A 21,503-nucleotide genomic window follows, 5' to 3' on the forward strand; every position below is an offset into this window, starting at 1 on the left:
GCGTGCGGCAAGTTCCGGGCACGAGTTCTGCAACAGGGGCTGGCTACACTGCGCCGCCTTTTTCAATCCTTGTATTTCCGGAGCCCCACGTGGACGTCATCCTGCTGATCAAAGCCGCCATCATGGGCATCGTCGAAGGGCTGACCGAGTTCCTGCCGATCTCGTCCACGGGGCACCTGATCCTCGCCGGCTCGCTGCTGAACTTCGTCGGCGAGAAGGCCAAGGTCTTCGAGATCGCCGTGCAGACGGGTGCGATGTTCGCTGTCGTGTGGGAGTATCGCGAGCGGCTGGCCCGCACGGTGCGCGGCATCACCGGCGAGCCGCAGGCGCAGCGTTTCGCGCTCAACGTGCTGATCGCCTTCCTGCCCGCCGTCGTGCTGGGCCTGGCGTTCGGCAAGGTCATCAAGGCCCACCTGTTCCACCCGGTGCCAGTGGCGCTGGCCTTCATCGTCGGCGGCGTCATCATCCTGTGGGTGGAGGCCCGCCACAAGCGCCTGTACGGCGACATGGACCTGCAAGGCAGCCGCCGCGCCCGCGTCGAGACCGTGGACGACATGACGCCGCTGGACGCGCTGAAGGTGGGCCTGCTGCAGTGCCTGGCGATGATCCCGGGCACCAGCCGCTCGGGCGCCACCATCATCGGCGGCCTGGTGCTGGGCCTGTCGCGCAAGGCGGCCACCGAGTTCAGCTTCTACCTGGGCATCCCGACGCTGATGGGCGCCGGCGCCTACTCGGTGCTGAAGCAGCGCGACGCGCTGGCGTGGGCCGACCTGCCGATGTTCGCCGTGGGCCTGGTGTTCGCGTTCATCAGCGCGCTGCTGTGCATCCGCTGGCTGATCCGCTACGTGTCCAGCCACAGCTTCGCCGTGTTCGCCTGGTACCGCATCGCGTTCGGCATCGTCGTGCTGGCCACAGCCTACATGGGCATGGACATCTGGAAAGACTGACATACGGACAGCCCCTCGCCCAGTCTTGCGCCGGCTGAACGCCGGCAAGCCTGATCGGTCCCCCGAGGGGACGGCGACGCTCGCGGCATCGAGCCGCGAGCGCATCGCCAGGTGCGGGCCGGCTTGGGAGCGGCCCGGCGCTCGGCCCGCTTGTTGATAATCCCCCCATGGCCATCACGATCAAGACCGCTGCCGATGTCGAGGGCATGCGCATCGCCGGGCGCCTGGCGTCCGAAGTCCTGGACATGCTCACCGCGCACGTCCAGCCCGGCGTCACGACCAACGAGCTGGACAAGCTCGCGCATGACTACATCGTCAACGTGCAGCAGGGCATCCCGGCGCCGCTGAACTACTGCCCGCCCGGCTACATCCCCTACCCCAAGTCCATCTGCACGTCGGTGAACCACCAGGTCTGCCACGGCATCCCGAACGACAAGCCGCTGAAGAACGGCGACATCGTCAACATCGACGTCACCGTCATCAAGGACGGCTGGCATGGCGACACCAGCCGCATGTTCGTCGTCGGCGACGGCTCCATCGCGGCCAAGCGGCTGTGCGCCTTCACCTATGAGGCCATGTGGAAGGGCATCGCCAAGGTCAAGCCCGGCGCGCGGCTGGGCGACATCGGCCACGCCATCCAGACCTTTGCCGAGAACGCCGGCTTCTCCATCGTGCGCGAGTTCTGCGGCCACGGCATCGGCCGCGTCTTCCACGAGGAACCGCAGGTGCTGCACTACGGCCGCCCCGGCACGCTGGACGAGCTGGTGCCGGGCATGATGTTCACGATCGAACCCATGATCAACGCGGGCCGCCGCGAAATCAAGGAACTGGGCGACGGCTGGACCATCGTCACCAAGGACCGCTCGCTGTCGGCGCAGTGGGAGCACACGCTGCTCGTCACCGAGACCGGCTACGAGGTCATGACGCTGTCGGCCGGCAGCCCGCCGCCGCCGGCCTTCATCACGCAGGCCGCCGCCGCCACGGCCTGACCGGTGACGACGCTCGCCGAACTCCGCCAGCAGTTCAAGTCTGGCAAGCAGGCACTGATCGACGGCTTCCTCGCCGAGCGTCCCACCCAGGCCGGCGCGGAGCGGCTGCTGCGCCGCCTGGCCCGGCATGTGGACGACACGCTGCGCGCGCTGTGGACGCAGGCCGGCATGCCCGACGGTGCCTGCCTCGCGGCCGTCGGCGGCTACGGCCGCGGCGAGCTGTTCCCGCACTCCGACGTGGACGTGCTGGTGCTGCTGCCCGACGGCGTCGAGGCCTACCAGCCCGGCCCGGCCAAGACCGCCATCGAGGCCTTCATCACATCGTGCTGGGACGTGGGGCTGGAGATCGGCTCCTCGGTGCGTACGCTGGGCGAATGCCTGTCGGAGTCGGCCGGCGACGTGACCATCCAGACCGCGCTGCTGGAGGCCCGCCCGCTGGCCGGCGACGCCAGCCTGTTCCGCGCCATGTCCGCGCGCTTCATGCAGGCGCTGGACCCCAAGGCCTTCTTCCGCGCCAAGACGCTGGAGAGCCTGCAGCGCCACACCAAGTTCGACGACACGCCCTACGCGCTGGAGCCCAACTGCAAGGAAAGCCCCGGCGGCCTGCGCGACCTGCAGATGCTGATCTGGGTGGCGCGTGCCGCCGGCTTCGGCACGACGTGGAAGGCGCTGGCGCAACACGGCCTCATCACGCCGTTCGAGAGCCGCCAGCTGCAGCGCAACGAGAACCAGCTGCGCCTGATCCGCGCACGGCTGCACGCGGTGGCCGGCCGGCGCGAGGACCGCCTCGTGTTCGACCTGCAGACCGCCGTGGCGCAGAGCTTCGGCTTCGAGAGCACGCCGTCGCAGCGCGCCTCCGAGGTGCTGATGCGGCGCTACTACTGGGCGGCCAAGGCCGTCACGCAGCTGCACCAGATCCTGCTGCTGAACCTCGAGGAGCAGATCAACGACTCGCAGCCGGGCGTGCTGCACCCCATCGAGGGGCAGATCGACTTCCTGGACCGCGGCCGCATGCTGGAGGTCGCGACCGACGACCTCTACCTGCAGGACCCGCACGCCATCCTGCGCACCTTCCTGGTCTACCAGCAGACGCCCGGCATCAAGGGCCTGTCGGCCAGCACCTTGCGGGCGCTGTACAACGCACGCGGCCTGATGGACGCCGCCTGGCGCCGCGACCCGGTCAACCGTGCCACCTTCATGGCCATGCTGCGCCACCACGAGGGCCAGACGCACGCCTTCCGGCTGATGAACCAGACCTCGGTGCTGGGCCGCTACCTGTGGGTGTTCCGCGCCATCGTGGGCCAGATGCAGCACGACCTGTTCCACGTCTACACGGTGGACCAGCACATCCTGATGGTGCTGCGCAATGTGCGGCGCTTCTTCGTGCCCGAGCACGTCCACGAGTACCCGTTCTGCTCGCAGCTCGCGGCGCAGTTCGACGCGCCGGAGCTGCTCTACATCGCCGCCCTCTTCCACGACGTGGCCAAGGGCCGCGGCGGCGACCACTCCGAGCTGGGCGCCGTCGAGGTGAAGCGCTTCTGCCGCCAGCACGGCCTGAGCCCCGAGGACACGGCGATGTGCGTGTTCCTCGTCGAGCACCACCTGACGATGTCGCGCGTCGCGCAGAAGGAAGACCTGGCCGACCCCGACGTCATCGCCGCCTTCGCCGCCAAGGTGGGCGACGCGCGCCACCTCACGGCGCTGTACCTGCTGACCGTCGCCGACATCCGCGGCACCAGCCCGAAGGTGTGGAACGCGTGGAAGGGCAAGCTGCTGGAGGACCTGTACCGCATCACGCTGCGCGCCTTGGGTGGCGCGCCCATCAACCTCGACGCCGAGATCGAGACCCGCAAGCAGGAGGCCCGGCAGGCGCTTGCCCTGCACTCCCAGCTGCCCGGCACCGAGGAGCCGCTGTGGAAGACACTGGCCGTCAGCTATTTCGCGCGGCATGACGGCGCCGAACTGGCCTGGCATGCACGCTCGCTGTGGCGCCACGTCGAGACCACCGTGCCCGTCGTGCGCGCCCGCCCCTCACCCATCGGCGAAGGCCTGCAGGTGCTGGTCTACGCACCCGACCAGCCCGACCTGTTCGCCCGCATCTGCGGCTACTTCGACACCGCCGGCTTCAGCATCCTCGACGCCAAGGTGCACACCACGCGCAAGGGCTACGCGCTGGACACCTTCCAGGCCATCCGCCCCGAGGCCGACGTGCACCACCGCGACCTCGTGCCCATGGTCGAGCAGAAGCTCGCCGCCGTGCTGCAGGCCGGCGGCCCGCTGCCCGAGCCGCGGCGCGGCCGGCTGTCGCGCCGCGTGAAGAGCTTCCCGTACTCGCCGCGCATCTCGCTGCGGCCCGACGAGCGCGCCACCGCGTGGCTGCTCACCATCAGCACCAGCGACCGCGCCGGCCTGCTCTACGCCATCGCGCGCGTGCTGGCGCGGCACGGCATCAACCTGCAGCTGGCCAAGATCTCGACGCTGGGCGAGCGCGTGGAAGACACCTTCCTCGTCGACGGCCCGGCGCTGCAGCACAACAAGGCGCAGCTGCAGATCGAGAGCGAGCTGCTGGACGCGGTGTCGCTGCCCGCGTAAACCGCGGCTCAGAGAAGGCCGCTGTACCAGCGCAGCCCCAACAGCTGCCGCAGCAGCTGGTGGGACCGCCCCTGCGGGTCCGCCAGGTCGTGCAGCACCGTGAAGTGGTTGCAGCCCGGCAGCTCCTCGCACACCGGCACCGCGCGGGCGCCCCAGGCCTGGCGAATGAGCCGGTTCTGGCGGCGGAACTCCTCGCTCTCCTGCCCGCCGGCCAGCGCGATCAACGTCTGCGGCGTCGCCGGCGCCGGGAAATTGACCGGGCTCAGGCGGCGCACGGCGGCCGCGTCCAGCCGCAGGTCGCCTTGCAGGAAGGGCACGTGCAGCAGCGGTGCCAGGTCATGCACGCCCGACACCGACATCGCCCCCTGCACCAGCCGCCGCGGCAGGTCCCGAGCCACGCGCTTCCAGTCGCAGCAGCTCAGCATCGTCGCCAGATGCCCGCCGGCCGAGTGCCCCAGCAGCACGATGCGGCTCGGGTCGCCGCCATGCTCGGCCGCATGCCGCCAGGCCCAGGCCACCGCCTCGGTCAGCTGCATCGCGATGTGCTCGATGCTCACCGCCGGGCACAGGTCGTAGTTGGGCACCACCACCAGCGCGCCCTCGTCCGTGAAGCTGGCGGCCAGGAAGCTGTAGTCCGACTTGTCCAGCGACCGCCACCAGCCGCCGTGCACGACCACCAGCACCGGCGCGAAGCCGCCCGCGAAGGCCGGGTCGGGCGTGAAGACATCCAGCGTCTGCCCGGGGTCGCTGCCGTAGCGCAGGTCCAGCCGGCAGTTCGCACTGCTGCGCACGAGAGCCGACGCCTCGGCCCAGCGCCCGAGGATGTCGGCGCTGTCGGCCACCCGTTGCCGGTTGTTGTACTGGGCCTCGAACCAGGCCTCTGTCTTGCGGCGCGTCATGGCGATGCACGATAGCAGCCCCGGCCCGGGCTATACTGCGCGCCTCGCGTGGGGGGGTAGCTCAGCTGGGAGAGCGCCGCGTTCGCAATGCGGAGGTCGGGAGTTCGATCCTCCTCCTCTCCACCACCGATACCCAAAAAGCCGTTGAGCCCTCAACGGCTTTTTCTTTTGCGGTCGTGGCTCCATGGACATCGTCGTCAACGAAGAACTCAAGGCTTACATCGACCCGTTGACGGCCGAGGAGCACGACGCGCTGGAGCGCAGCATCCTGGCCGAGGGCTGCCGCGACGCGCTGGTGCTGTGGGGCAACGTGCTGGTGGACGGGCACAACCGCTACGGCATCTGCACCAAGCACGGCTTGCCGTTCCAGACGGTGCAGAACACGCGCTTCACGTCCATGGAAGACGTGCACCTGTGGATGATCGACCAGCACCTGGGCCGGCGCAGCATCTCGGACTTCCAGCGCGGCGTGCTCGCGTTGCGCAAGCGCGAGATCGTGGCCGAGCGGCGCGCCCGCTCGGCGCCGCCGCCCAGCGCCGAAGCGCCGGCGGCAGTGGAGGCCGCGCCCGCACCGGCGGCACCCATGAGCGAGCAGGATGCGCTGGCCACGCGCGAGGCGCTGGCCCGGGCGGCGCGGCTGTCCAGCAGCCAGGTCGTGCTGATCGAGAAGATCCAGAAGCAGGGCGCGCCCGAGCTGGTGGCCGCCGTGAAGGCCGGCGTCGTGTCCATCAACGCGGCCGCCGCCGTGGCCAGCCTGCCGGCCGAGGAACAGGCCGCCGCCGCGGCCGCCGGCGCCGACGAACTCAAGCAGGCCGCCAAGCGCGTGCGCGAGGCCAAGCGGCGCCAGCCCGCCCCCAGCCCGGAGCCCAGCGCCGAGGCCGACGGCGACGCGCCGGATGCCGACGCGCCTGCCACGCCGCTGCCCACGCTGGCGTCGCTGCAACAGCGCGTCGCCGAGCTGGAGGCCGAGAACGCGGCGCTGCGGCAAGAACTGGCTGCGCTGCGCGGCGCGTCGGCATAAAAAAAGCCCAGCGGCCGGGAAAGGCCGCTGGGCTGGAATGCCGTGGTGTGCACCACCGGGCAACTGCAGCGGCGGATGATACTGTAATTTCATACAGCATCCTGAGCACCCCGGCCGCTCGCTACGATGCGCGCCCATGCTCAACCGCATCGACGAAGAGATCACCTTCCGCAAGCTCGAGATCCTGCTGGCCTTCATGGAGAGCGGCAACCTCGCGCGCGCCGCCGAGCGGCTGGGCATCAGCGCCGTCAGCGTGCACCGCGCACTGCATTCGCTGGAGACCGGCACGCGCTGCAGCCTGTTCCGGCTGGAGGGCCGCAACCTGCAGCCCACCGACGCGGCGCATGCGCTGGCCGACGTGGCGCGCGAGGTGCTGCAGACGATGTCCAACGGCATCCGTGCCACGCGCGAGATCGCCGGCTACGCGGCCGACCGCATCCGCATCGGCTCGCTGTACTCGCTGACCAGCGTGACCGTGCCGGCCATCATCATGGGCCTGCGCCTGCGCAAGCCCGACATCCAGACGGAGATGGTGCTGGGCTCCAACCAGGAGCTGCTGCGCAAGCTGCGCGAAGGCGCCGTAGACGCGACGGTGATGGGCATTCCCGAGGGCGCGGGCGACGTCGAGACGCAGCTGCTGTTCGAGGACGACATCTTCTTCGCCGCGCCCGCCGGGTCGCCCTATGCGCAGCAGGCAGCGGTCGACCTGGGCGCCTGCGCCGACGAGCGCTTCGTGTCGCTGAACGAAGGCTATGTGACGCACGACCGCTTCCTCGATGCCTTCCGCGTCGCCGGCTTCGAGCCCAACGTCGTCATGAAGACCAACGACATCTTCTCGCTGATGAACCTGGTGGGCGGCGGCATCGGCTGCACGCTGCTGCCGGGCCGCATCCGCAGCGTGCTGCCGCGCAACGTGGCCCTCGTGCCGCTGCTGCCGCGCTACCAGATGCGCCAGAAGATCAGCGTGTGCTTCCTGCGCACGCGGGAGCGTGATCCGAATCTGCTGTCGCTGCTGGCGGCATGCCGGAGCCATGCGGCGGAGTTGGAGGCCGGCGCGGATCGGGGTTGAGGCGCCCGCAGCCGCTCCGCGCTCGTTCAGCTGGCCTCCGGAAGACAACGCCGAAGGGGTACGGAACCGTCCCAGACGGCTCGGCGACATGCCGGCTGACAGCCCTGCCCCTCCCCTGCTTGCGGGTCTCGGGACCCGGTCTCGGGTCCATGGTCGGATGCGCCGGCTCGCGTCCACACCGAACATCGTCAACAGCCCGGCCCAGCGCCGGAAACCCTGTTGTGAGCCTCGCCATGAAACGCACCCGTCCCCCCGTCCGGTCTGCCACCCGCCGCCTGCCCCTGTGCATGGTCATCGCCGCGGCGCTGGCCACCGCGTATGCCCCCCAGGCCAGGGCCGTCACCAGAACCTGGACCGGTGCTGCCAGCAGCGGCAACTGGAGCGCGGTGGGCTCGATCGGCACCGACACCGACTCGCCGTTTCTCGTGTCCAACTGGGGCACCAGGGGTGCCAAGGCGCCCAGTCTGGAGGGCGCCTCGCTGGTCTTCTCGGTCGCTCCCCTGTTCCTCAGCAACACCAACGACTACGCCGGCCTGTCGGTCAGCAACCTCAGCTTTTCCGACGGGGCAGGCGCCTTCACGCTGGGCGGCAACACCCTCACCCTGAAGAATGCGGCGGGTTCAACCATCACCAACAGCAGCAGCAACCGCCAGACGCTCAACCTGGGCATCACCGTGGCCGGCACCAGCGTGTGGCAGGGTGGCAGCGCCGGCCTCATGTTCAATGGCCTGGTGACCGTGGCCGACGCCGACCTGCGGCTGGCGGGCCGCGTCACGATCGACAACCGTTTGAAGGACGTCACGGTCGGCAACGCGGGCACGGGCAGCCTGGCCATCGAAGGCGCCAGCGTCGTGGGCTACAGCAACGCCTGGCTTGGCTTGAACTCCGGCAGCAATGGGACGGTCAAGGTCACCGGCACCGGCTCGCAGTTGAACGCCCTCGCCAACCTCGTGGTCGGTGCTGCCGGCGTCGGCACCATGACCCTCGACAACGGCGGGGTCGTCACCAGCAAAGGCGGTGGGCTCGGCACGAGCGCCAACGGCATGGGCACCGTCAAGGTCACGGGCGCCAACTCGCAGTGGAACAGCACCGGTGCTCTGGCCGTTGGCCAGCTGGGCACCGGCAGCCTGACCATCGAAGCCGGTAGCGTGGTCAGCAATACCGCTGGCGTTGTTGGCGCCAACCTCGGCAGCAACGGCCGCGTGACGGTTACCGGCATCGGCTCGCAATGGCGCAATTCGTCCGATCTGCTTGTCGGCCAAACGGGCACCGGCACGCTGAGTGTCGGAAGCGGCGGCGTGGTCAGCAACACCTATGGCGTCATCGGCCAACTGACTGGCAGCAGCGGCACGGTGACGCTCACTGGCGCCGGTTCGAGCTGGCGCAATGCGGGTGACCTGAGCGTGGGCTATGCCGGCACCGGCACCCTGAATGTGCTGGCGGGTGCCGAGGTCAGCAATGGGGACGGCTACATCGGCCGCGAGGGTGGACCGGGCAGCATGGCCACGGTGTCCGGCGCCGGCGCCAGATGGACCACCCGTTCGGTTCTCTATGTCAACAATGGGTCGCTGGTCGTTCGCGAAGGTGGTGTGGCCAGCAGTCGGTCGGCCGTCGTGGGCGCCTACGCGGGGCGGGCGGGCGCCGTCACGGTCACCGGGGCGGGCTCGCAGTGGAACAACGATGCGGTGCTCTATCTGGGCCTGAACGGCAGCGCCAGCCTGAGCGTGCTGGATTCCGGCCGCGTGACCACGCAGGCCTTGAACGTCGGCGCCCTGGGCACGCTCAACCTGGGCCAGGGTGCCTGGCTCGGCACGAGCGACGGCACGACCAACGGCAACACGGTCAATTTCAATGGTGACAGCAGCATCGCCGGCCACTTCACGAACAACGGCCGTGTGCTCGGCAGTGCGGGGACGCTGAGCTTCCTGAACGACGTGAGCGGCGCAGGCAGCTACGCCGGCAACGTGTTGTTCAAGGCCGGGTACAGCCCGGGCAACAGCCCGGCGGCCATCGACTTTGGCGGCGGTGACGTCGGCTTCGGCAGCGGTTCGGTGCTGGACATCGAGGTGTTCGGCGCCACGCCCGGCACGCAGTACGACCAGCTGCTGCACATCAACAAGCTGACGTTCAACGGCACGCTGAACCTCATTTTCGGCAATGGCTATGTGCCGGCGCCAGGCAGCCTGCTGACGCTGTTCGACTTTGCGTCCTTCTCCGGCTCGCTGTCGGCCGCGCAAATCACGGTCAGTGGCTACGACAGGGGCAAGCTGGATCTCTCAAGGCTGGGCATCGACGGCAGCTTGAGCGTGACGGCCGTGCCTGAGCCCGCCCACTGGGCCCTGATGCTGGCAGGGCTGGCGGGGCTGGCCTGGACATCACGCCGGCGGCGCCTGGGCCAGCCCCACGCCTGAGCCGTTGAGCGGCGGGCCAGCAGGGCCTGGAGGCCGCGCCCCGCGCGGTCAGTAGACGAGCGAGAAGGTGACGAAACCAGCGCCCTCTTCGGCCAGGTGCTTGATGCCCGACGTGCTGGCGCTGATCGCGATGAAGCGCAGCTGGCGCTGCGTCTCCCTCGCGTGCTTCGCCAGCGCCAGCGCGGCGGTCATGCGGTCGTTGGCATGGGAGGCCAGGTCGTTGTACGAGAGTTCGAGGTTGGCGCCGGCGGTCATCAGCGAGCTCAGGAAGGCCGGCTGGAGCGTGTTGCTGTGCAAGGTGATTTCTCCTCGGATTGGGGTGGGACGCGGCCCACGCAGGTTGCCACCCTGGACGCGCGCGTGAACAGGGTTAACCCCGGACCGTTGCGCCCGGCGTAAACATCGCCCCGCGAGGTTGATTGATAGCCCGGAGGGCCGCTCACACACTGCGGCCGCATACCGCCACTCATGGCGGACTCTGGAGACATCGATGACCCTGACCCGACGCCACTGGCTGGCCGCCACCGCCGCCGCCACCGCCTGGCCCACCGCCTTCGCCCAGACCGGCGGCCTGAAGATCTCGCACCAGTTCCCCAGCGGCTCGCTGACCGAAGGCGACTTCCGCGACCGGCTGTGCCGCAGGTTCGCGGCCGAGGTGGAGAAGCGCACCGGCGGCGCGCTGAAGGCTTCGGTCTACCCGGGCTCGTCGCTGATGAAGACCAACGCGCAGTTCTCCGCCATGCGCAAGGGCGCGCTGGACATGAGCCTGGTGCCGCTGTCCTACGCCGGCGGCGAGGTGGCCGAGACGAACGCCGGCCTGATGCCAGCCCTCGTCCCCAGCTACGAGCAGGGTGCGGCGTGGAAGACGGCCGAGGTCGGCAAGCTGCTGAGCAAGGTGCTGGACGACAAGGGCGTGATGATCGTCAGCTGGGTCTGGCAGGCCGGCGGCGTGGCCAGCCGCGCACGGCCGCTGGTGACGCCGGACGACGCCAAGGGCCTGAAGGTGCGCGGCGGCAGCCGCGAGATGGACATGATGCTGAAGAACGCCGGCGCGTCCGTCATCACGCTGCCGTCCAACGAGATCTACGCCGCCATGCAGACCGGCGCGATGGACGCGGCGATGACGTCCTCCACCAGCTTCATCTCGTTCAAGCTCGAAGAGATCGCCAAGCACCTCACCTCGGGCCGCCAGCGCACCTACTGGTTCATGTTCGAGCCGCTGATGATCTCCAAGGAGGTGTTCAGCAAGCTGCCCAAGGCGCAGCAGGACGTCATCATGGCCGTCGGCGCGGAGATGGAAGTCTTCGCCCGCGATGCCGCCAAGGCCGACGACCAGGCCGCCGCTGCCATCTACGCCAAGGCCGGCGCCAAGGTGTACGACATGGACGAGCCCACGCTGAAGAAGTGGCAGGCCATCGCGCGCGACACCGCGTGGAAGGACTTCGGCGAGAAGAACGAGTCCTGCGCCGCCATCCTCAAGGCCGCGCAAAAGCTGCTCTGAGGCCGCCATGAGCCACGGTTTTGAGCTGAAGCCGGCGGTGGCCGGCATCGACCCCGACACGCCGGCGCTGCTGCAGCCCGTCGCCCGGCTGCTGCACCTCGTCAACCAGGCGATGGTGGGCCTGGGCATGCTGGCGCTGCTGGTCGCTTCCTGCGTGCTGACGTACAGCGTCATCTCGCGCTACGTCATGAAGGCGTCGACGGACTGGCAGGACGAAGCCGCCGTGTTCTGCCTCGTCGGCGCCACGTTCATGTGCGGCGCGTTCGTGCAGCAGCTGCGCGGCCACGTCGGCATCGAAGCCATGGCCGGACTGCTGCCGCGCTCGGTCAACAAGCTGCGCCTGGCGCTCGTCGACCTGATGTGCACGGCCTTCTGCGCGTTCTTCGCGTGGAAGTCGTGGACGCTGTTCCACGAGGCCTGGGCCGAGGGCCAGACGACATCGTCCTCCTGGGCGCCGCCGCTGTGGATTCCCTACGGCCTGATGGCCGCGGGCATGACGCTGCTGAGCCTGCAGTTGCTCATCCAGCTGACGGCCCGCATCAACGGCCTGTTCAAACCCACGCAAGGAGCAGCAGCATGAGCATGCTTTTACTGGGCTCGCTGTTCGGCGTCGTCACGCTGCTGTTCATGTTCTCGGGCGCGCCCATCGCGTTCGCGCTGGGCAGCGTCGCGGTGCTGTTCATGGCCATCTTCATGCCGGCCTCGGCGCTGGACACCGTCACGCAGAACGTCTACGAGGAGATGGCCAGCATCACGCTGCTCTCCATCCCGCTGTTCATCCTGAAGGGCGCGGCCATCGGCAAGTCCCGCGCCGGGCAGGACCTCTACGCGGCCATGCACGTGTGGATGGGCCGCATCCCCGGCGGTCTGGGCATCGCCAACGTGTTCGCCTGCGCGCTGTTCGCGGCCATGGCCGGCTCCAGCCCGGCCACCTGCTCGGCCATCGGCAGCGCCGGCATCCCGGAAATGCGCAAACGCGGCTACTCGCCCGGCTTCGCGGCCGGCATCATCGCGGCCGGCGGCACGCTGGGCATCCTGCTGCCGCCGTCCATCACGATGATCCTGTACGCGGTGGCGGCCGAGCAGTCGCTGGGGCGGCTCTTCCTGGCGGGCATCTTCCCCGGCGTGCTGCTGGTCGTGCTGTTTGCCGTCTACGCCGCCATGCGCTACCGCAAGGAGCATGCGCTGGCCGAGGCCGAGTTCAAGCGCACCGGCGCGGCCTCCGCGCTGCTGGCGCAGGAGACCTTCACCAGCCGCCAGAAGTTCGAGATGCTGCCGCGCGTCGTGCCCTTCGTGCTGCTGCTGATCGGCGTCATGGTGGCGCTGTACGGCGGCTTCGCGACGCCGTCGGAGACGGCCGGCCTGGGCGCGCTGCTGGCGCTGCTGCTGATCGCGACGATCTACGGCGTGTGGCGCCCGAAGGACGTGGCGCCCATCCTCACGTCGACGCTGAAGGAGTCGACGATGCTGATGTTCATCATCGGCATGTCGCTGCTGTTCTCCTACGTGATGAGCTATCTGCACATCAGCCAGGCGGCGGCGGCGTGGATCGTCGGCATGCAGCTGTCCAAATGGGTGCTGCTGGCCTCGGTGCTGCTGATGGTCATCGGTCTGGGCTTCTTCCTGCCGCCGGTCAGCATCATCCTGATGACCGCGCCCATCATCCTGCCGCCGCTGAAGGCCGCCGGCTTCGACCTGATCTGGTTCGGCGTGCTGATGACCATCGTCATGGAGACCGGCCTCATCCACCCGCCGGTGGGGCTGAACATCTTCGTCATCAAGAACATCGCGCCCGACATCCCGCTCAGCGACATCATCTGGGGGGTGCTGCCATTCGTCGTGCTGATGCTGCTGGCGGTGCTGCTGATCTGCATCTTTCCCGGCATCGCGACGGGCCTGCCCGACGTGGTGATGGGCGCCGTCAACGCGGCACATTGAAGGAGCCGACGATGAACGCTCCCGCCTGGAACCTGCGCGACCGCCAACGCCGCGAGCGCCTGGCCCGCGCGGCCGAGGCCCTTGGCGGCCGGCTCAACGGCCGGCACGTGGCCACCGACGCCACCGTCGCGCTGCTGGAAGCCGTGCTGCAACCCGGCGACCGCGTCTGCCTGGAAGGCAACAACCAGAAGCAGGCCGACTTCCTCGCGCGGTCGCTGACCGAGGTGGACGCGCAGCGCGTGCGCGACCTGCACATGGTGCAGTCCGTGCTGGCGCTGCCCGAGCACCTGGACGTGTTCGAGACCGGCATCGCCAAGCGGCTGGACTTCAGCTTCAGCGGCCCGCAGGGCGCACGGCTGGCCAAGCTGGTGGGCAGCGGCGGCATCGAGATCGGCGCCATCCACACCTACCTGGAACTGTTCGCCCGCTATTTCGTCGACCTGACGCCGAAGGTGGCGCTGGTGGCCGCGCACGCGGCGGACGCGCAGGGCAACCTCTACACCGGCCCCAACACCGAGGACACGCCGGCCATCGTCGAGGCCACGGCGTTCTCAGGCGGCCTCGTCATCGCGCAGGTCAACGAGATCGTGCCGGCTGGCACCGCCCTGCCCCGCATCGACATCCCGGCCGACTGGGTGGACTTCGTCGTCAAGGCGCCCAAGCCCAACCTCATCGAGCCGCTGTTCACGCGCGACCCGGCGCAGATCAGCGAGATCCAGGTGCTGATGGCCATGATGGCGATCAAGGGCGTCTACGCCGAGTACGGCGTGCAGCGGCTCAACCACGGCATCGGTTTCGACACCGCCGCGATCGAGCTGCTGCTGCCGACCTACGGCGAGCAGCTTGGCCTCAAGGGCAAGATCTGCCAGCACTGGGCGTTGAACCCGCACCCGGCGCTCATCCCGGCCATCGAGGCGGGCTGGGTGCAGTCCGTGCACTCGTTCGGCTCCGAGCTGGGCATGGAGGACTACATCCGTGCCCGCTCCGACGTGTTCTTCACCGGCGCCGACGGCAGCCTGCGCAGCAACCGCGCCTTCTGCCAGGCCGCGGGCCACTACGCCTGCGACCTCTTCATCGGCTCCACGCTGCAGATCGACCTGCAGGGCAATTCCTCGACCGCGACGCTGGGCCGCATCGCCGGCTTCGGCGGCGCGCCCAACATGGGTGCCGACGCGCGTGGCCGGCGGCACGCCAGCCCCGCCTGGCTCAAGGCCGGCGCCGAGGCCCGCGCCGGCCGCCAGGGCGCCGCCGGCACGCCACGCGGCCAGAAGCTCGTCGTGCAGATGGTGGAAACGTTCCGGGAGCACATGCAGCCCGCTTTCGTCGAAACGCTGGACGCGTGGACGCTGCAGCAACAGGCCGGCATGGACCTGCCGCCCATCATGATCTACGGCGAGGACGTGACCCACATCCTGACCGAGGAAGGCATCGCCAACCTGCTGCTGTGCCGCAGCGACGAGGAGCGCGAGCAGGCCATCCGCGGCGTGGCGGGCTACACGGCCGTGGGTCTGGCGCGTGACAAGGCCATGGTGGAGAACCTGCGCGACCGCGGCGTCATCAAGCGCCCGGCCGATCTCGGCATCGACCCGCGCGACGCCACCCGCAACCTGCTGGCCGCCCGCAGCATGCGCGACCTCGTGCGCGCCTCGGGTGGCCTGTATGCGCCCCCGAAGCGCTTCCGCAACTGGTGAGTTCAACCATGCAACCCGGACTCGAAACCCTGGACTACACCTTCCCCGGCACGCGCCCGGCCGGCGCCTTCACGCCCGTGCTGGTCGGCGTGGTGGGCTCGGGCAACCTGGAAGTGCTGCTGGAGCCGGCGGCCGGCAACGACTGCCGCGTCCACATCGAAACCTCGGCCCGCGGCTTCAGCGCCATCTGGGCCGCGGTGGTGCAGGACTTTCACGCACGCCACGCGCTGGCCGGCGTGCAGGTCTCCATCCATGACATGGGCGCCACGCCCGCCGTCGTCAGCCTGCGGCTGGACCAGGCCGCGCAGGAGCTGCAGCCATGATCTCCTTTGCCGAATGTTCCGCGCGCGAGCGGCTGGCGCTGCTGCTGGATGAAGGCAGCTTCCACGAATGGCTGCCGCCGGCGATGAAGCTCACCAGCCCGCACCTGGCCCAACTGGGCGTGCCATCATCGTTTGACGACGGCGTGGCCATCGGCCGCGCCACGCTGGCGGGCCGCCCGGTGTTCGTCGCTGCGCAGGAAGGCCAGTTCATGGGCGGCGGCGTGGGCGAGGTGCACGGCGCCAAGCTCGTGGGGCTGCTGCAGCGCGCGCTGCGAGACCAGCCCGACGCGGTGCTGCTGTTGGCCGAATCCGGCGGCGTGCGCCTGCACGAGGCCAACGCCGGGCTCATCGCCGTGTCCGAGGTGATGCGCGCGCTGCTGGACGTACGCGCCGCCGGCATCCCGGTCGTTGTGCTGATCGGCGGCTCGGGCGGCTGCTTCGGCGGGATGGGCATCGTCGCCCGCTGCGCCGACAACATCGTCATGAGCGACATCGGGCGCCTGGCCATGTCGGGCCCCGAGGTCATCGAGGCCTCGCACGGCGTGGAGGAATACGACTCGCGCGACCGCGCTCTGGTGTGGCGCACCACCGGCGGCAAGCACCGCTGGCTGACCGGCGACTGCGACACCTTGGTGGAAGACGACGTGGACGCCTTCCGCACCGCCGCCCTCGCGGCGCTGGATGCCTCCCGGCCGGTCACGCTGGCCGCGTTGGAAGAAGAACACGCCCGGCTCGCCGCCCGGCTCGCCTTCAGCGGCGCCGAGGCCGTTGACCTGTGGGCAGCCCAGGGCATCCCCGACGCGGCCCGCGTGCCCGACCTCGACGTGGCCGCCGTGCTGGCCCTGGGAGCGCACTGATGGACTGGCAGACGCTGGCAACCCGCCTCTTCGGCGCCGACCACGGCATCACCCGCGACGGCGACCTGCTGCGCGGCACCGTGACCTTCGATGGCGAGCCGCTGACGGTCATCGGCACCACCGACCACGCCCCCATCGGCGTGCAGCTCGCGCTGGCCCAGGCGCGCGCCGTGCTCGACACGATGGCGCAGCACCCGGGCCGCGCCATCCTGCTGCTCATCGACACGCAAGGCCAGCAGCTGCGCCGCCGCGATGAGCTGCTGGGCATCAACCGCGCGATGGCGCACCTGGGCCTGTGCATCGACCTGGCCCGCCGCCGCGGCCACCGCGTGCTGGGCCTGGTGTACGACCAGGCACTGTCGGGTGGCTTCATCACGTCCGGCCTCATCGCTGACGCGTGCGACGCGCTGCCCGAGGCCGAGATCCGCGTCATGCGCCTGCCGGCCATGGCCCGCGTCACCAAGCTGCCCGAGGCGATGCTCGCCGAGCTGTCCGAGTCCAACCCCGTGTTCGCGCCGGGCGTGGGCAACTACGTCGCCATGGGCGGCGTGCGCAAGCTGTGGCGAGGCGACCTCGCCGACGCGCTGCGCGAGGCGCTGGCCCACGCGCCGGCCGACGATCGCCGCGCCGAAGACGGCGCCGTGCGCGGCGGCCGGCGGCTGGCCGCGCAGGTCGCGCAGCAGGTGCTGGGCGCGGCATGACGCCGCTGCACCGCCACCAGATCGCCTGGCTGTCGCACCCCGGCTGGCAGCGGCTGCTGGACGGTGACTGGGACGACGAAGCCCATGCCTGCCTGCACCACTGGGCAGAACACAGCCTGCCGGTCGTCGTCACGCGCCAGGCGCAGGACGATGACGCCATCGCGCTGGGCCTGTGCGCCCCGGCCCGGTGGAGCCGCCGCCGGCTGGCGCTGCGCGTGGCGCGGGCCGACGTGCTGTATTTCGACGAGTTCCCGCGGCTGGAGAAAGTCGTTGCACAACTGCCCTGCGGGGCCCGCCTGCCCGCGCGAGAACTGACCGCGGCGCTGCAGGGCTGCTGCGCCACGGCGCGCGTCTATGGCAGTCACGGCTGGCAGCAGCTCACGGGGCTGGCGCATGTGCGCGAGGGCTCTGACGTCGACCTGTGGATCGGCGTGGCCGACGCCGAGCAGGCCGACGCCGTGGCCGCGGCGCTGAATGCCTTTGCAGCGCCTCAATGCCGGCTGGACGGCGAACTCGTCTTCCCCGGCGACAGCGCCGTGGCCTGGCGCGAATGGCTGGCGTGGCGCGCCGGCCGCGCACCGTCGCTGCTGGTGAAGCGCCTGCACGGCGCGGCCATGGAGGCGTGGGAGCCGAGCGAGGCGCTGGCATGACTGCCTCGCTCGCGCGCCGCGCCGCCGCGCCCACCGCGCAGCAGATCGGCCGCGCTGCCACGCTGGCGCTGCACGACGAACTGGCCCTGTCGCCCAAGCCCGGCCTCGTCACGCTGACCGACCGCGGCAGCCACACCGACATGGATGCGCACACCTTCATGCGCAGCCTGTTTGCACTGCGCAGCTACTTCGTGCGCATCGCCGAGCTGGGCGCCGCGGGCGCGCCGTTCGAGGCGCTGGAGCAGGCCGGCATTGCCGCCGAGGCCCGCATGCTGGCGGCCACCGGCGGCATCAACACGCACCGGGGGGCCATCTTCATGCTGGGGCTGCTGTGCGCCTCGGCCGGTGCGCTCGCCGCGCAAGGCGAGCGGCCCACCGCCGAGGGCGTGCGTGCCGCGCTGGACCGGCAATGGGGCGACGCGTTGGCCCGGCGCGCCACGCGCGCGTCCACGCTGCCAGGCGGCATCGCCGCGCGCCGGCTGGGGCTGCGCGGTGCCTCTGCCGAGGCGGCACTGGGCTTCCCGACGCTGTTCGACACCGCCGTGCCGGCATGGCGCGCAGCCGTCGCACGCGGCCTGCCGCGGCAGGCGGCGCAGCTGGACACGCTGTTCGCCGTCATCGCCACGCTGGACGACAGCAACCTCGCCCACCGCGGCGGGCTGGCGGGGCTGCGCTTCGCGCAGGCCGCGGCGCGGGGCTTCCTCGCCGCCGGCGGGGCTGCGCAGGGGCGGCCCGCGGCCGAGGCCATCGGCGCCGAGTTCGTGCGCCGCAACCTGTCCCCCGGCGGCTCGGCGGACACGCTGGCGGCCGCCTGCTGGCTGGCGCGCCTGGGCTAGATGACGCTGGCCCTGCTCTTCCCCGGGCAGGGCGCCCAGCACGCCGGCATGCTGCCGTGGCTGGACGCTCAGCCCGAGGCCGCGCCCGTTTTGGAAGCGCTCACCCGCCAACTTGGCCGCGCCTGGCGCAGCGGCCTGGCCGACCCGGCCTGGATGAACGCCAACGCCGTCGCCCAGCCGCTGCTGACGGGCGTGTGCCTGGCCGCCTGGCAGGCGCTGGCCGCGCACCTGCCCTCGCCTGCCGTCGTCGCCGGCTACAGCGTCGGCGAGCTGGCCGCATGCTCGGCGGCCGGCGTGTTCGACGCGCCCACGGTGCTGGCCCTCGCGGCGGCGCGCGCGCAGGCCATGGACGACAGCGTCGCCGGGCAGGACACCGGGCTGCTGGCCCTGCAAGGCCCGGGCGCCCTGGGGCTGGCCGAGGCGGCTGGCCCGCTGGCGATTGCCATCCGCATCAGCGCCGAGCGCGTCATCGTCGGCGGCCCCGCCACGGCGCTGGACACCCACGCCGCGCGCTGGAGCGCTGCCGGCCTGCGCTGCGCGCGACTGCCCATCGCCATCGCGTCGCACACGCCGGCCATGGCGCCCGCGGTGGCGGTGTTCGCGGAACACCTGGCGGCGGCCGACCTGCAGCCGGCCCGCACGCCGGTCGTCTGCAACTTCAACGCCCGCGCTGCGCGCCATCCGGCGCAACTCGCCACGGCACTGGCCGGTCAGATCGCGAGCACGGTGCGCTGGGATGAGTGCATGGACACCCTGGCCGAGCGCCAGGTGCGCTGCGTGCTGGAGATGGGCCCTGGCTCGGCGCTGTCGGCGATGTGGCGGGAGCGCCACCCCGGCATCCCGGTGCGCTCGGTGGACGAGTTCGGCGGCCCCGGCGGCGTGGCCGGCTGGGTGAGCGCCCAGCTCGCCGGACAGTAAGCTGCCGATCCGCTGACCTGGGAGGACTGTTCCGCATGCGTTTCCTGACACTGTTGCCGGCCGCCGCGCTGGCCGCCTCCGGCGCGCTCGCCGCACCGGCGGGCGTCGTCGACCGCTTCGAGATCGTCTCCACGCAGGACGCCTACAACGGCGCCACGCCGGCCGGCGCGGCCGGTCCGTATGTCGTCATCACGGCCATCGTGCACGGCCGGCTGGACCCGACCCACCCCGACAACGCCGACATCGTCGACCTGCCGCTGGCGCCGCGCGATGCCGACGGCTGGGTGCGCTACTCCACCGACGCCACCGTGCTGCGGCCCAAGCACGCCCGCGATGCGCGCCGCATCCTGTTCTACGACGTCGTCAACCGCGGCGGCCGGCTGGGCCAGGGCGTGTTCATCGGCGGCGGCGCGCTGACCGATGGCGCGGCACCGGGGCCTCACTTCCCGTCGCTGCTGCGCCGCGGCTACACCGTGGTGTGGAGCGGCTGGCAGGGCGACATCGCGCAGACCGGCCGCGGCGCCACGGCCGCTCTGGGCACGCGCTTTCCCGTCGCCACGGCCGCCGATGGCTCGCCGCTGACCGGCCTGAGCCGCGAGGAGTTCATCCCCGACCAGGCCGGCGGCGGCACCACGCTGACGCTGAACTACCGGCCGGCGTCGATGACCGACCGCAGCGAGGTCGTCTTCACGGCCCGCCCGGCCTGGCGCAACGCCAAGGGCCAGGCCGACTACGCCGGCACCCCGTCCGCCGCCGTCACCGACTGGCAGTACGTGGCCCAGCCCAACGGCAGCGTGGCCGTGCGCTTCACGCCGCCCGCCGCGTTGCCCGTGGCCGGTGGCGGCACCGTGGCGACGGACAAGGGCACGATCTACAGCTTCGTCTACCGCGCCGCCGAGCCGCGCGTCGCGGCCATCGGCTTCGCCGCGGTGCGCGACCTGCTGCACTTCCTGAAGAAGGCCGACGCCGACGCCCAGGGCCATCCCAACCCGCTGAACGACATGAAGGCCGCGCCCTGCGCCGTGGGCGGCGACTGCCCCGCCGAGCCCGCCACCAACTTCGACGTGACGCTGGGCGAAGGCACGTCGCAGTCGGGCCGCTTCCTGCGCGACTTTTTGTACCGCGGCTTCAACAAGGCCGCCGAGGGCCAACCCGTCTTCGACGGCCTGCTGGCCATCATCCCCGGCGGCCGCCGCACGTGGACGGCGGTGCGCTTCGCGCAGCAGGGCCGCTGGTCGCGCCAGCATGAAGACCATTTCATGCAGGGCGACCAGTTCCCGTTCAGCTACGCGACGATCACCGACCCCGTCAGCGGCCGCACCGACGGCCTGCTCAAGCGCTGCCAGGCCGACAACACCTGCCCCAAGGTCATGCAGATCGACGGCAGCTTCGAGTGGTGGGGCGGCCGCGGCTCGCTGAACGTCACCGACGGCGCCGGTCGCGATGTGCCGCTGCCGGCCAACGTGCGCTACTACCTCGTGCCCGGCACGCAGCACGGTGGCGGCGGCGGCGTGACGACCGGCCTCGTCAAGCCGCCCGACAGCGGCAGCGCCTGCCAGCTGGCCAACAGCCCGGTCACGATGACGCCCATCGAGCGGGCGCTGGTCGTCGCGCTCGAGGACTGGGTGGTGCACGGCAAGCAGCCGCCGGCATCGGCGCATCCGCGCGTGGGCGACGGCAGCGCCGTGCTGCCCATGCCCGTGCCGCTGGCCGGCACGGGCCGGGTCAGCGAGCTGTTCGTCACCGAGCACGTGGACGGCGTTCCGCGCGTGGACCTGGCCAAGCCCTACCAACAGCGGGTGCCGGCCGTGAACGCCGATGGCAACGAGACCGCCGGCATCGCCACGCCCGAGGTGACCGTGCCGCTGGCCACTTACCTGGGCTGGAACCCGCGCCGCGCGGGGCATGCCGAGGGCGAGGGCTGCAGCGCGGCCGGCAGCGCGATCCCGTTCGCCGCCGATGCCGCATCCCGGCTGCCCGGCGACCCACGCCCGCCGCTGTCCGAACGCTACGCGGGCCGCGCCGACTATCTCGCCCGGTTCAATACCGCCACGCAGGCGCTGGTGCGCCAAGGCCTGCTGCTGCCGCTGGACGCCGAGCACGTCTATCGCGCCAACGGCGAGAAGCTGTCGCCGCAGCTGTGGGCGGCGCCGCGCTGAC

19 protein-coding genes and 1 tRNA gene are annotated in these 21,503 nt (G+C 70.8%); 18 read left to right on the forward strand and 2 right to left on the reverse strand.

The window, feature by feature from the left end; all coding sequences use genetic code 11:
- Positions 1-89: 89 nt before the first annotated feature.
- The 3 genes from AC1Q7O_RS17105 to AC1Q7O_RS17115 all read left to right on the forward strand — a co-directional run bounded on the left by AC1Q7O_RS17105 (position 90) and on the right by AC1Q7O_RS17115 (position 4,528).
- Positions 90-947 (forward strand): undecaprenyl-diphosphate phosphatase, encoded by an 858-nt coding sequence (locus tag AC1Q7O_RS17105; RefSeq protein WP_492660923.1) that lies wholly within the window; start codon positions 90-92, stop codon positions 945-947.
- A gap of 167 nt (positions 948-1,114) precedes the next feature.
- A complete protein-coding gene (gene map, locus AC1Q7O_RS17110) occupies positions 1,115-1,936 on the forward strand; it encodes a type I methionyl aminopeptidase (protein WP_492660922.1) in 822 nt (273 codons plus the stop codon).
- A 3-nt stretch (positions 1,937-1,939) separates the two neighbouring features.
- Positions 1,940-4,528 carry a [protein-PII] uridylyltransferase gene (locus AC1Q7O_RS17115; protein ID WP_492660921.1) on the forward strand — a complete coding sequence of 863 codons (2,589 nt, stop codon included), beginning with the start codon at positions 1,940-1,942 and terminating at the stop codon, positions 4,526-4,528.
- Between the two features lie 8 nt (positions 4,529-4,536).
- Here the strand turns inward: AC1Q7O_RS17115 and AC1Q7O_RS17120 are convergent, their stop codons facing one another.
- Positions 4,537-5,427 (reverse strand): alpha/beta hydrolase, encoded by an 891-nt coding sequence (locus tag AC1Q7O_RS17120; protein ID WP_492660920.1) that lies wholly within the window; start codon positions 5,425-5,427, stop codon positions 4,537-4,539.
- 50 nt (positions 5,428-5,477) lie between these two features.
- Between AC1Q7O_RS17120 and AC1Q7O_RS17125 the strand changes: the two genes are divergently transcribed.
- The 4 genes from AC1Q7O_RS17125 (at position 5,478) to AC1Q7O_RS17140 (ending at position 9,928) form a co-directional block, all read left to right on the forward strand.
- A tRNA-Ala gene (locus AC1Q7O_RS17125) sits at positions 5,478-5,553 on the forward strand.
- A gap of 58 nt (positions 5,554-5,611) precedes the next feature.
- On the forward strand, positions 5,612-6,448 hold the full coding sequence (locus tag AC1Q7O_RS17130; RefSeq protein ID WP_492660919.1) for a ParB N-terminal domain-containing protein: 837 nt from the start codon (positions 5,612-5,614) through the stop codon (positions 6,446-6,448).
- Positions 6,449-6,584: 136 nt separating this feature from the next.
- The gene (locus tag AC1Q7O_RS17135) at positions 6,585-7,517 is read left to right on the forward strand and encodes a LysR substrate-binding domain-containing protein (RefSeq protein ID WP_492660918.1); all 933 of its coding nucleotides are present in this window, start codon (positions 6,585-6,587) and stop codon (positions 7,515-7,517) included.
- Positions 7,514-9,928 carry a beta strand repeat-containing protein gene (locus AC1Q7O_RS17140; protein WP_492662729.1) on the forward strand — a complete coding sequence of 805 codons (2,415 nt, stop codon included), beginning with the start codon at positions 7,514-7,516 and terminating at the stop codon, positions 9,926-9,928. Before AC1Q7O_RS17135 ends, AC1Q7O_RS17140 begins: the two co-directional genes overlap by 4 nt.
- Before the next feature lie 48 nt (positions 9,929-9,976).
- Here AC1Q7O_RS17140 and AC1Q7O_RS17145 read toward each other — a convergent pair whose 3' ends face one another.
- Positions 9,977-10,225: a hypothetical protein gene (locus tag AC1Q7O_RS17145; protein ID WP_492660916.1), complete on the reverse strand. Its 249-nt coding sequence runs from the start codon at positions 10,223-10,225 to the stop codon at positions 9,977-9,979.
- 193 nt (positions 10,226-10,418) lie between these two features.
- Here AC1Q7O_RS17145 and dctP point away from each other — a divergent pair, with 193 nt between their 5' ends.
- From dctP to AC1Q7O_RS17200, 11 genes are read left to right on the forward strand one after another with little or no spacing between them, the layout of a single operon-like run.
- A complete protein-coding gene (gene dctP / locus AC1Q7O_RS17150) occupies positions 10,419-11,429 on the forward strand; it encodes a TRAP transporter substrate-binding protein DctP (protein WP_492660915.1) in 1,011 nt (336 codons plus the stop codon).
- 7 nt (positions 11,430-11,436) lie between these two features.
- A complete protein-coding gene (locus tag AC1Q7O_RS17155) occupies positions 11,437-12,009 on the forward strand; it encodes a TRAP transporter small permease (RefSeq protein WP_492660914.1) in 573 nt (190 codons plus the stop codon).
- Positions 12,006-13,367 (forward strand): TRAP transporter large permease, encoded by a 1,362-nt coding sequence (locus AC1Q7O_RS17160; protein ID WP_492660913.1) that lies wholly within the window; start codon positions 12,006-12,008, stop codon positions 13,365-13,367. Before AC1Q7O_RS17155 ends, AC1Q7O_RS17160 begins: the two co-directional genes overlap by 4 nt.
- 11 nt (positions 13,368-13,378) lie before the next feature.
- Positions 13,379-15,058: a malonate decarboxylase subunit alpha gene (mdcA, locus tag AC1Q7O_RS17165; protein WP_492660912.1), complete on the forward strand. Its 1,680-nt coding sequence runs from the start codon at positions 13,379-13,381 to the stop codon at positions 15,056-15,058.
- Between the two features lie 8 nt (positions 15,059-15,066).
- Positions 15,067-15,381 carry a malonate decarboxylase acyl carrier protein gene (mdcC, locus tag AC1Q7O_RS17170; RefSeq protein ID WP_492660911.1) on the forward strand — a complete coding sequence of 105 codons (315 nt, stop codon included), beginning with the start codon at positions 15,067-15,069 and terminating at the stop codon, positions 15,379-15,381.
- Positions 15,378-16,238: a biotin-independent malonate decarboxylase subunit beta gene (locus AC1Q7O_RS17175; protein ID WP_492660910.1), complete on the forward strand. Its 861-nt coding sequence runs from the start codon at positions 15,378-15,380 to the stop codon at positions 16,236-16,238. Before mdcC ends, AC1Q7O_RS17175 begins: the two co-directional genes overlap by 4 nt.
- Positions 16,238-16,939, forward strand: coding sequence for a biotin-independent malonate decarboxylase subunit gamma (locus tag AC1Q7O_RS17180; protein WP_492660909.1), 702 nt, complete (start codon positions 16,238-16,240; stop codon positions 16,937-16,939). The genes AC1Q7O_RS17175 and AC1Q7O_RS17180 overlap by 1 nt, the downstream gene beginning before the upstream one ends.
- Positions 16,936-17,589: a malonate decarboxylase holo-[acyl-carrier-protein] synthase gene (gene mdcG, locus AC1Q7O_RS17185; RefSeq protein WP_492660908.1), complete on the forward strand. Its 654-nt coding sequence runs from the start codon at positions 16,936-16,938 to the stop codon at positions 17,587-17,589. The genes AC1Q7O_RS17180 and mdcG overlap by 4 nt, the downstream gene beginning before the upstream one ends.
- Positions 17,586-18,425 carry a triphosphoribosyl-dephospho-CoA synthase MdcB gene (gene mdcB, locus AC1Q7O_RS17190; RefSeq protein WP_492660907.1) on the forward strand — a complete coding sequence of 280 codons (840 nt, stop codon included), beginning with the start codon at positions 17,586-17,588 and terminating at the stop codon, positions 18,423-18,425. The genes mdcG and mdcB overlap by 4 nt, the downstream gene beginning before the upstream one ends.
- The gene (locus AC1Q7O_RS17195) at positions 18,426-19,343 is read left to right on the forward strand and encodes an ACP S-malonyltransferase (RefSeq protein ID WP_492660906.1); all 918 of its coding nucleotides are present in this window, start codon (positions 18,426-18,428) and stop codon (positions 19,341-19,343) included.
- A 35-nt stretch (positions 19,344-19,378) separates the two neighbouring features.
- A complete protein-coding gene (locus tag AC1Q7O_RS17200; protein WP_492660905.1) occupies positions 19,379-21,502 on the forward strand; it encodes an alpha/beta hydrolase domain-containing protein in 2,124 nt (707 codons plus the stop codon).
- The last annotated feature ends 1 nt before the right edge of the window (position 21,503 follow it).

The sequence above is a fragment of the Roseateles sp. GW823-FHT07B05 genome (assembly GCF_058794515.1).

Bases quoted from the DNA above. Each gene is read 5' to 3' on its own strand.
- mdcB (WP_492660907.1), top strand. From the start codon at position 17,586: ATGACTGCCTCGCTCGCGCGCCGCGCCGCCGCGCCCACCGCGCAGCAG.
- AC1Q7O_RS17160 (WP_492660913.1), top strand. From the start codon at position 12,006: ATGAGCATGCTTTTACTGGGCTCGCTGTTCGGCGTCGTCACGCTGCTG.
- AC1Q7O_RS17195 (WP_492660906.1), top strand. From the start codon at position 18,426: ATGACGCTGGCCCTGCTCTTCCCCGGGCAGGGCGCCCAGCACGCCGGC.
- AC1Q7O_RS17120 (WP_492660920.1), bottom strand. From the start codon at position 5,427: ATGACGCGCCGCAAGACAGAGGCCTGGTTCGAGGCCCAGTACAACAAC.
- dctP (WP_492660915.1), top strand. From the start codon at position 10,419: ATGACCCTGACCCGACGCCACTGGCTGGCCGCCACCGCCGCCGCCACC.
- mdcC (WP_492660911.1), top strand. From the start codon at position 15,067: ATGCAACCCGGACTCGAAACCCTGGACTACACCTTCCCCGGCACGCGC.
- AC1Q7O_RS17200 (WP_492660905.1), top strand. From the start codon at position 19,379: ATGCGTTTCCTGACACTGTTGCCGGCCGCCGCGCTGGCCGCCTCCGGC.
- mdcG (WP_492660908.1), top strand. From the start codon at position 16,936: ATGACGCCGCTGCACCGCCACCAGATCGCCTGGCTGTCGCACCCCGGC.
- AC1Q7O_RS17130 (WP_492660919.1), top strand. From the start codon at position 5,612: ATGGACATCGTCGTCAACGAAGAACTCAAGGCTTACATCGACCCGTTG.
- mdcA (WP_492660912.1), top strand. From the start codon at position 13,379: ATGAACGCTCCCGCCTGGAACCTGCGCGACCGCCAACGCCGCGAGCGC.
- AC1Q7O_RS17175 (WP_492660910.1), top strand. From the start codon at position 15,378: ATGATCTCCTTTGCCGAATGTTCCGCGCGCGAGCGGCTGGCGCTGCTG.
- AC1Q7O_RS17155 (WP_492660914.1), top strand. From the start codon at position 11,437: ATGAGCCACGGTTTTGAGCTGAAGCCGGCGGTGGCCGGCATCGACCCC.
- map (WP_492660922.1), top strand. From the start codon at position 1,115: ATGGCCATCACGATCAAGACCGCTGCCGATGTCGAGGGCATGCGCATC.
- AC1Q7O_RS17135 (WP_492660918.1), top strand. From the start codon at position 6,585: ATGCTCAACCGCATCGACGAAGAGATCACCTTCCGCAAGCTCGAGATC.
- AC1Q7O_RS17180 (WP_492660909.1), top strand. From the start codon at position 16,238: ATGGACTGGCAGACGCTGGCAACCCGCCTCTTCGGCGCCGACCACGGC.